Origin of the sequence: Okeania sp. SIO3B5 (assembly GCF_010692555.1) — a bacterium.
Taxonomy (GTDB): Bacteria; Cyanobacteriota; Cyanobacteriia; order Cyanobacteriales; family Microcoleaceae; genus Okeania.
Map to the genome: position 1 here is coordinate 1 of NZ_JAAHHG010000389.1, position 9716 is coordinate 9716.

Annotated in this window: 5 protein-coding genes and 1 pseudogene; 5 read left to right on the top strand and 1 reads right to left on the bottom strand. The window is 39.5% G+C overall.

What is annotated here, in order from left to right; genetic code table 11:
• Positions 1–574, bottom strand: a pseudogene (locus F6K54_RS32880) (RNA-guided endonuclease TnpB family protein); the annotation flags it as partial.
• Positions 575–791: 217 nt separating this feature from the next.
• Between F6K54_RS32880 and F6K54_RS32885 the strand changes: the two are divergent.
• The 5 genes from F6K54_RS32885 to F6K54_RS32905 form a co-directional block, all read left to right on the top strand.
• Complete coding sequence (locus F6K54_RS32885; protein WP_293087449.1) at positions 792–3893, top strand: TIGR03032 family protein; 3102 nt, start codon at positions 792–794, stop codon at positions 3891–3893.
• Between the two features lie 198 nt (positions 3894–4091).
• The gene (locus F6K54_RS32890; RefSeq protein ID WP_293087451.1) at positions 4092–4382 is read left to right on the top strand and encodes a GIY-YIG nuclease family protein; all 291 of its coding nucleotides are present in this window, start codon (positions 4092–4094) and stop codon (positions 4380–4382) included.
• Between the two features lie 643 nt (positions 4383–5025).
• Entirely contained in the window at positions 5026–5772 is a 747-nt protein-coding gene (locus F6K54_RS32895; protein WP_293087454.1) for a DUF4915 domain-containing protein, read from the top strand.
• A gap of 19 nt (positions 5773–5791) precedes the next feature.
• Positions 5792–6409 (top strand): DUF4915 domain-containing protein, encoded by a 618-nt coding sequence (locus F6K54_RS32900; RefSeq protein ID WP_293087456.1) that lies wholly within the window; start codon positions 5792–5794, stop codon positions 6407–6409.
• 264 nt (positions 6410–6673) lie between these two features.
• The coding region (locus F6K54_RS32905) for a VCBS repeat-containing protein (RefSeq protein WP_293087459.1) at positions 6674–9716 on the top strand (3043 nt) is incomplete at its 3' end.

The window sequence follows — 9716 nt, forward strand, 5'->3', positions numbered from 1 at the left end:
TACTGTCAATTCCTAAGTCTATTCCGGCTACATATGTTGAGTGTATTTGTGGCTGAAGTGTTTTTTCATACACTACTTCAATTATATAGCAGCTCGTAGCAGGTACTATCCTGACTTCGATGACAGTCTCCACAACTACAGGTATTTTGATTTCACTCATTGATAAGTGACAAATACCATCTTTTAGAGGGGCTTTGTAGACTGATTCTTTTGAGTATATAACTACATTCCTACCTTGAGTTTTATTTTTATACTTTGGTATTTTTGGTTTGCCTAAAAACTTTTGTGGATGTTTTGACCGTTCTTTGATTGCCTGAAAATAACCACGCCAAGTTGCAATCAAGCACTTTATTATTTGTTTTGATACTTTAGTTGGTAATGCTCTATAGGCATCGCTATCTTTGGTGGCGTGGTACAGTTTAGTTAAATCTAGACAATATCCACACTTGAAAAAATGCTGACGACAATAATAGTTAGCCAAGTTGTACAAGTTTTTTGATTTAAAGGCTAACTCATCACACACCCGCCAATAGATATGTGTTCGGTTAATAATATGTCTGTCAACAAGTCGCATTCACCCGCTATAATTCATCTTAAGTTTTGTACATCTTTAATATTACAACACTTTTCTACAAATAGCAACTACTTTATACCATTTTCATTCAACAGTTAATCACCCTTTTGTAGCTAAGTATCACAAAGTAAAAGATAAACTTTCAGCTCAAACAAATAATTATGTATTTCTATATTCTCCTCTAAATTTTAATAAATTTTCAGTGATAGTGATATTAATGAAAAAATTACCTCCCATCACCAAAACACTAAAAGCTACTTACTCCCTCCACTTCCTGGAATGGTTAAACAAATATCAAGTAAGTTTAGCATTTACCTCTAAGACAAATTGCCTCTGCTTCATTGGAGTCAAATCTGACGGCCAAATGTTTACTCCTTTTTGGGAGTTTGATTACCCCAGGAAACTTTATGCAAAGAGCGATCGTTTATATATTTCCACCCAATACCAAATTTGGCAGTTTGAAAATATACTCGAAAACAATAAATTTTTAAAAGGCGAATATGATAAACTTTATGTTCCTCGCGTTGCATACACTACTGGAGAGTTAAATATCCAGGATTTAGTAGAAGATGACAAGGGCGAGATAATTTTTATCAATACTCAATATAGTTGTCTGGCAACTCTTCACCCCAAACACAGCTTTACACCTATCTGGAAACCGCCCTTTATTTCTAAACTCGCCCCCGAAGACCGATGTCATCTCAATGGCCTCGCTATGGTAGAAGGGCAACCGCACTATGTCACTGCTATTAGTCGTTCTGATGTTGCCTGGGGTTGGCAAAGTATGAGGCGTGATGGAGGTGTTGTTATTAACATTAATACTAATGAAATTATTACTGATGGGTTATCAATGCCACATTCACCACGATGGTATAGGGGACAATTGTGGTTACTCAACTCAGGAACAGGAGATTTTGGTTACATTGAAAATGGCAAATTTTTACCTATAACTTTCTGCCCTGGTTATGGGAGAAGTTTAACTTTTATTGGTGATTTTGCTGTGGTGGGTTTATCGAAATTAAGCGATGATTATTTCTCAGATTTGTTAGTAGAAGAAAGGTTAAAAAAACGGAACACAGATATTCGTTGTGGAATAGTAATTATTGATTTGAAAAGTGGAAATATTGTTGAGTGGTTACAACTAGAGCCAGAAATAATTGAACTTTACGATGTAGCAGTTTTGCCAGGGGTTAGCTGTTCGACTACTTTGGGTTTGAAAACTGAAGATATGGCTAAATTAGTAACTATAGGAAATCAGGCAAAAGTGAATAATTTTTCAGTTCTTTCTTCAACAGTTAAATCTAAAAGAAAAAAAAAATTATTGCCTTTACCTGTGTGGTTATTTCTAGCAGTTGACTGGGAACAACAGGAAAGATTAACTCCAGCTATTGCTCTAATTTATATTATTTTAGATAAGCCTGTAGAAGAGCCTTTATTTAGTTTTATTTCTCATCCCAAAATCAGTAAAAATAACTCCCAAAAAGCCAAAGCTTATTTTGAGCAAGGAAAAAATTTGAAAAAACAGGGTAAATATGAAGAAGCTGCTATATATTTTAAAAAAGCAATAGAAGCTGACCATACATATGTTCCTGCCCATAATAATTTAGGTGTTTTACGACAAAATCAAGGTTTATTAAAAGAAGCAATTATTTGTTATGAAAATGTTTTAAAAATCAGCCCTAATTTTCACCCAACTATTACCAATATTGCCTCAATTTACCTCTGTCAAGGAGAGCTAAAAAAAGCAGAAGAGGGATTAAGACGTGCCCTAAAAATCAAACCAGATTATGTTCATGCTTTATACCACTTAGGCTTAGTTTACAAACAACAAACTAAATTAAACGATGCTATTAAGTTATTTAAACTTGCAGTCAAATATCAACCAAATTACATTGATGCTTATTTTCAATTAGGGCAAATCTGGGAATTTCAATCTCAATTTTCTCTTGCTAAAATTGCCTACGAAAGATGCAAAAAAATTAACCCTACAGCCGAACATTTATTTGGTCATATCAGCTTTGTCAAACTCAACCTCTGTGACTGGAAAAATTATGATGCTTTTGTTACAAAGTTAATCGACTCAACTGCTAAATATGTGAAAAAGAAAAAAGGTGGTTTTACTATCGCACCTTTTCACTTAAATTTAATTCCTTTACCACAAGACTTATCTTTAGCAGTTGCTATACAGAAAGCTGAATCAATTAACCATCAGATTCTTAATAATAAATTGCAATTTTCTTATCCTCAAAAAACAGGTAAATTGCGTATAGGTTACGTTTCTTGTGATTTTTATGGTCATGCCGTCGGACGATTAATTTCTGGGATATTTGAACGGCATAACCGAGACAAATTTGAAGTTTTTGCCTACCACTTATTAAATGTTAATGATGAAGTAACACAAACTATCAAAAATGGCTGTGATGAATTCCGGTATCTTGACGAAATGTCTGCCGAAAATTCTGCCCACCAAATTAACAGGGATGAGATTGATATATTAATAGATTTAGCAGGTTATACGGGTTACAGTGAACCAAAAATATTTGCTTATAAACCAGCGCCAGTCCAAGCAACATTTTTGGGTTATCCTAATACAATGGGGGCAGATTTTATTCGATATTTATTAACAGATAAATGGGTAGTACCTCCAGAATTAGCAGAACATTACAGTGAGGAAATTATCTATTTACCTCATCAATTTCCTTGTTCGCCCATGGATATTTCTCAAAAGCATTTTAGCCGAGCAGATTTTGGTTTACCAAAAGAGGGTTTTGTTTTTGCCTGTTTTAATCGCCACTATAAAATTACTCCTGAATTATTTGATATTTGGATGCGAATATTACAACAAGTAGAAGGTAGTGTTTTATGGTTGTCTTTTACAGTAGAAGAAGCCATAGAAAACTTACGCCAGAATGCCAAAAATAGAGGGGTAAAACCCGAAAGACTAATTTTTGCCCAAAAAATCCCACACTCGGAATATCTAGCTCGATTGTCTTTGGCCAACTTAGCTTTAGATACCCTGATTTATAATGGCGGTTCTACCACTGTCTGTGCTTTATATGCAGGTTTACCAGTCTTGACAAAACCAGGTTCTACTAATGCAGCTCGGATGGGGGCAAGTATTTGTGCAAGTGCTGGGACAGAGGAAATGATTTGTCATAGTCTGGAGGAATATGAACAGAAAGCCGTATTTATGGGTACTCATCCAGAAGAGTTACTACCGTTGCAAGAGAAATTAAAGATGCGAAATAGTCCTTTGTTTAATCTATCTGATTTTGTGGCCAGTTTGGAAGTCGCATTAGAAGAAATTTGGAATCGTTAGATTCTCAATCCCCCCTCAAAAGGACTCTATTCTGTCATTGCGAGTGAAACGAAGCAATCTCTCAGGAGATGGCCACGGGGGGATAATGCTCAAAGTAATACTTCAAATTCTGGAACCCCCCCTCGCCATGACTTTACCCTGTCATTGGCAATGAAATGAAGCAATCCCCACTATCTAATTTTCAACCAAAAAACAGCAATGCAGAAAGAATGTTATATCTACATAATGACCAATAAACGTAACACCGTTCTTTACACTCGTGTCACCAACGATTTAATCAGAAGAATTTACGAACACAAATCAAAAATTGTAGAAGGCTTTACCAAAAGATATAACGTCAATAAACTGGTTTACTACGAAATGTATGAAGATATCTCCCAAGCGATCGCCCGTGAAAAACAAATAAAAGCAGGTTCTCGACAGAAAAAAATTAACTTAATTAATAGTATTAATCCAGAATGGAAAGACCCGTATTTAGAAATAATCTAACCCTGTCATTGGGAGTGAAATGAAGCAATCTCTAGGGAGATGGCCACGGGGGGGAGCAGTGAAAAACCAATCAGCAAACGGCTATCCATCCCCCCCTCGCCATGACTCTACTCTGTCATTGCGTTAGCGAAGCTTTGCGATAGCAAACGGAACGGAGTGGAGAGAAGCAATCTCTAGGGAGATGGCCACGGGGGAATAAAGCTCAAAGTAATACTTCAAATTATGGAACCCCCCCTCGCCATGACAAAATGACAATTGACATCCTCCCCGGCCTAAAGGCGCGGGGATTCCTACCGAGCCGTAGCTCTTCAGCGAGTTGACGTCTCACAGGCTGCTGCTACCTTGGCGCTAGTCTTACGCTTGCCTCCACATCCGTTTAGAGTCTCGGAATGCCCTCCCGCGACTTATCAAAAATTATTATGGGTGTAAATTTTGTGCTTTCAAGTTTGAACTGCTCATTGACCTGAAAGCTTCCCTTGTTCTGCTCTCAACTGAAGGAGTTTCGACCTAATCTTCTTTTCTACAGTATTTATGAGACAAGGCGGGTTTATAAACCAATTTTAATATAACATAAAAAGTCATAATATGAAAAGTCATAATATGAAAAGTCGCCCTAGAAGGGCGAGGCTTTAAACCCAATTTTATGGTAAAAATTAGGGGAGACTTAGTGCGAGAAAAAGCCTCATTTGAAATTTTCGGTTCTCAACAATTTATTGACTGGTTGAATACTGAAAAGTTGAGTCTAGCATTCACTACTTATCAATCTAATCGACTGTTTTTCATCGGGATTAAACCAGATGGTAGTTTGTCGGCAACTATGCGGACTTTTGATCGCCCCATGGGACTTTATGCAACTGCCGATCGCTTAACTTTGGCCACTCGTTACCAGGTCTGGCAGTTGGAGAATATGGTGGAAAAAGGCCAATTGTTTAAAGACCGTGACAAAATGTATGTCCCTTGTCGTAGTTGGATGACTGGTCAGTTGGATATACATGATATTGTCCAGGCTAAATGGGGAGACAATCCACAACAAGTAATTTTTGTCAATACTTTATTTGATTGTTTGGCTACATTGAGCGATCGCTACAGTTTTACTCCCCTCTGGAAACCACCATTTATTTCTAAAGTGACCCCCGAAGAGCGCTGTCATCTTAATGGTTTGGCCATAGTTGATGGAAAACCAGCCTATTTGACTACTCCCCTGGCTAAAGCTGAGGGGATTCTAAGTAGATACTACGCAACACCGATAAATCCTTATTGCTTCGTTTCTCATGATTCTGACCAAAGATATATTCTTTGGGGACAAGTCAAAGTGCCCCTACACAGTCGGCTTAAGTCTAAACCATGCTTTGCTGCTTACTTTTGTTTAAACGTTTGTATATCCAGATAATAGCACAGGACAACTAAAGTTGTCTAGTCTAAACGACTCGCTTGTTTTCATCCCCCGGTTAAAACATGGGGGCTTTCAACGTCGCTTTTCGGTAACTACTTGTGGTCAATCCGATGTAGTAGATGGGTGGCGAGACCAACGGCGGAATGGAGGTTGTGTGATTGATGTATCCAGTAAAGAAATTATTGCAACTGAACTTTCGATGCCCCATTCTCCCCGCTTTTATCAAAATAAATTGTGGTTGCTAAATTCTGGAAAAGGAGAATTTGGTTATCCAGATTCCCAAACAGGCAAATTTCAACCTGTCAAGTTTTGTGGGGGGTACTTGCGAGGGATGACGTTTTGGAAAAACTACGTTATCGTGGGTTTGTCCAGACCGAGAGAACGAGAACAAACTTTTTCAGGTTTAGTTCTCCAAGAAAGATTAGCAGAAAAGGGAGCAACAGCCTTTTGTGGCCTGCAAGTTATAAACTTGGACACTGGGGATATTGTTCATTGGTTGCGTGTTGAAGGAATCATTGTGGAATTGTATGACGTAGCAGTATTACCCGGAGTACGATATCCAGGTTGTATTGGTTTACAAGAAACAGATGAGTTGAGGCGGGTTGCCACTCGCGATTTGAATGTTGAAGTTTAAAACAGTTAAGACTTATCAGTAATGAGAATAGCATCTAATCTGTCATTATCTGTCATTGCGAGGAACGTTTGCGGAGCATTCCGTCAGGAAAGCAATCTCTAGAATGGGAAAACAACAACGACAGTCTAATATCTTGTCCATCTAAGGGTAGGGACGAGGGACTAAACTCCAATAGTGATTGTGAGGAAAGTTTGCGGAGCATTCCGGAACGGAAAGCAATCCCATTATTTAACACATCTACCTTATTACTACCAGATTATAGTTATGGCTACCGTTCAAATTACCCAAACCGGAATTCCTAATGAAGCTGGCCCAATGCCTGCCATCTTTACTGTGAGTCGGGACGATACCCAGGGCAATATAACAGTCTTCTTTACCATCTCCGGTACTGCCACACAAAACATTGACTACGATATTAGAGGAGTTCGCACCGTAGAGAATACTGTCCCCACAGTAACATTCGATGGAGAAAAAGGCAGCGTTGTTATACCCGCTGAACAAACCAGCGTTGATATACAAATAGTACCCAGGGACGATACCATTACTGATGTTGGAGAAACAGTAACCCTCACCCTCACAGAAGAACCCATCGGCGCACCAGAACAATATGATGTGACTGCAATTCCTGGGAATGAAACAGCAACTCTGACTATTACGGATAATGCCGATCCCACAAATAAAGTAGTGGGAGCTAATGAGATTGTTATTTCTACTACTGCTAATGGTGCTAACTCAGTATTTGCAGTCGATGTGGATGGAGATGGGGATGTGGATGTTCTCAGTTCATTACGCGCTGGCAACAAAATCAACCTGTACCTAAACGATGGTAGCAATAATTTTACTGAACAAATCATTTCTACTAATGTAAATAATGCCTTCTCAGTATTTGCAGCGGATGTGGATAATGATGGGGATGTTGATGTTTTGAGTGCATCAGGGAATGACGACAAAATCGCCATGTACCTAAATAATGGTAGCAATAACTTCACAGAACAAGTTATCTCTACTAATGCCAATCGTGCCCGTTCAGTATTTGCAGCGGATGTGGATAATGATGGGGATGTTGATGTTTTGAGTGCATCAGGGAATGACGACAAAATCGCCATATACCTAAATGATGGTAGCAATAACTTCACAGAACAAGTCATTTCTACTAATGCTGATAATGCCAGGTCAGTATTTGCAGCAGATGTCGATGGTGATGAGGACATGGATGTTCTCAGTGCATCATTCAATGACGACAAAATCGCCATATACCTAAATGATGGCAGCCATAACTTCACAGAACAAGTTATCTCTACTAATGCTGATGGTGCCATTTCAGTATTTGCAGCCGATGTGGATAATGATGGGGATTTGGATGTTTTCAGTGCATCACAGACGGATAACAAAATCGCCCTATACCTAAACGATGGCAGTAATAACTTCACAGAACAAGTCATTTCTACTAATAGAGATGTTAATAGAGTATTTGCAGCGGATGTGGATGGTGATGGGGATTTGGATGTTTTTAGCTCGTCATTCAATACCAACACAATTGCCGTTTACCTAAACGATGGCAGTAATAACTTTACAGAACAAATCATCTCTACTAATGCAAACACTGCTACTTCAGTATTTGCAGCCGATGTGGATAATGATGGAGATGTGGATGTTTTCAGTACATTACGGGATGACAACAAAATCGTCCTCTACGAAACAATATCCATCCCTAAAGTCAGCATCACTGCCACAGGAACTCCCACAGAAGCAGGAGCTACCCCAGGAACTTTTACCATAGATCGCGGTACTGACACCAACGGCGATATCACAGTCTTCTTTACCATCTCCGGGACCGCCACACAAAACATCGACTACGATATTAAAGGAGTTCGCACTGTAGAAAATACTGTCCCCACAGTAACATTCGATGGAGAAAAAGGCAGCATTGTTATACCAAATGGCCAAACCAGCGTTGAAATAGAAATAGTACCCAGGGACGATACTGTTGTTGATGCAGGAGAAACAGTCACCCTCACCCTCACAGAAGAACCCACTGGCGCACCAGAACAATATGATGTTACTACCACTGCGGGGAATGAGACGGCTACTCTGACTATTACGGATAATGCTGCTCCTACAACTAAGGCAGTAGGAGCGAATGAGATTGTTATTTCTAATACTGCTAATGGTGCCCGTTCAGTATTTGCAGCAGATGTGGATAATGATGGAGATGTGGATGTTTTCAGTGCTTCTTCTCTGGACGGCAGAATAGCCCTGTACCTCAACGATGGCAGCAATAACTTCACAGAACAGACGATTTCTACTAATGCTATTGGTGCCTATTCAGTATTTGCAGCAGATGTCGATGGAGATGGGGATGTTGATGTTCTCAGTGCTTCTTCTTTAGACGACAAAATAGCTCTGTACCTCAACGATGGCAGCAATAACTTCACTGAACAAGTTATCTCTACTAATGCTAATGCTGCCCGTTCAGTATTTGCAGCAGATGTCGATGGAGATGGGGATATGGATATTTTTAGTGCATTACGCGCTGACAGCAAAATCGCCCTGTACCTCAATGATGGCAGCAATAACTTCACAGAACAGACAATTTCTAATACTGCTCTGAGTGCCCGTTCAGTATTTGCAGCAGATGTGGATGAAGATGGGGATATAGATATTCTTAGTGCTTCAAGTAACGACGACAAAATCGCCCTGTACGTCAACGATGGCAGCAATAACTTCACAGAACAAGTTATCTCTACCAATGCTGATGCTGCCCGTTCAGTATTTGCAGCAGATGTAGATAATGATGGGGATGTGGATGTTCTCAGTGCTTCATATTACGATGACAAAATCGCCCTATACCTCAACGATGGCAGTAATAACTTCACGGAACAGGTGATTTCTACTAATGCTGATGGTGCTTTTTCAGTATTTGCAGCAGATGTCGATGGAGATGGGGATATAGATATTCTTAGTGGTTCAAGCATTGACAACAAAATTGCCGTATACCTAAACGATGGCAGCAATAACTTCACGGAACAGGCGATTTCTACTAATGCTGATGCTGCCCGTTCAGTATTTGCAGCAGATGTGGATGGTGATGGAGATGTGGATATTTTCAGTGCTTCTTCAGATGATGACAGAATCACCCTCTACGAAACAATATCCCTCCCTACAGTCAGCATTACTGCCGCCGGAACTCCCACGGAAGCAGGAGCTACCCCAGGAACTTTTACCATAGATCGCGGCACGGACACCAACGGCAATATCACCGTTTTCTTTACCATCTCAGGGACTGCTACACAAAACATTGACTACG

Coding starts and splice junctions, on each gene's coding strand:
- F6K54_RS32890 (WP_293087451.1), top strand. CDS start 4,092: ATGCAGAAAGAATGTTATATCTACATAATGACCAATAAACGTAACACC.
- F6K54_RS32885 (WP_293087449.1), top strand. CDS start 792: ATGAAAAAATTACCTCCCATCACCAAAACACTAAAAGCTACTTACTCC.
- F6K54_RS32895 (WP_293087454.1), top strand. CDS start 5,026: ATGGTAAAAATTAGGGGAGACTTAGTGCGAGAAAAAGCCTCATTTGAA.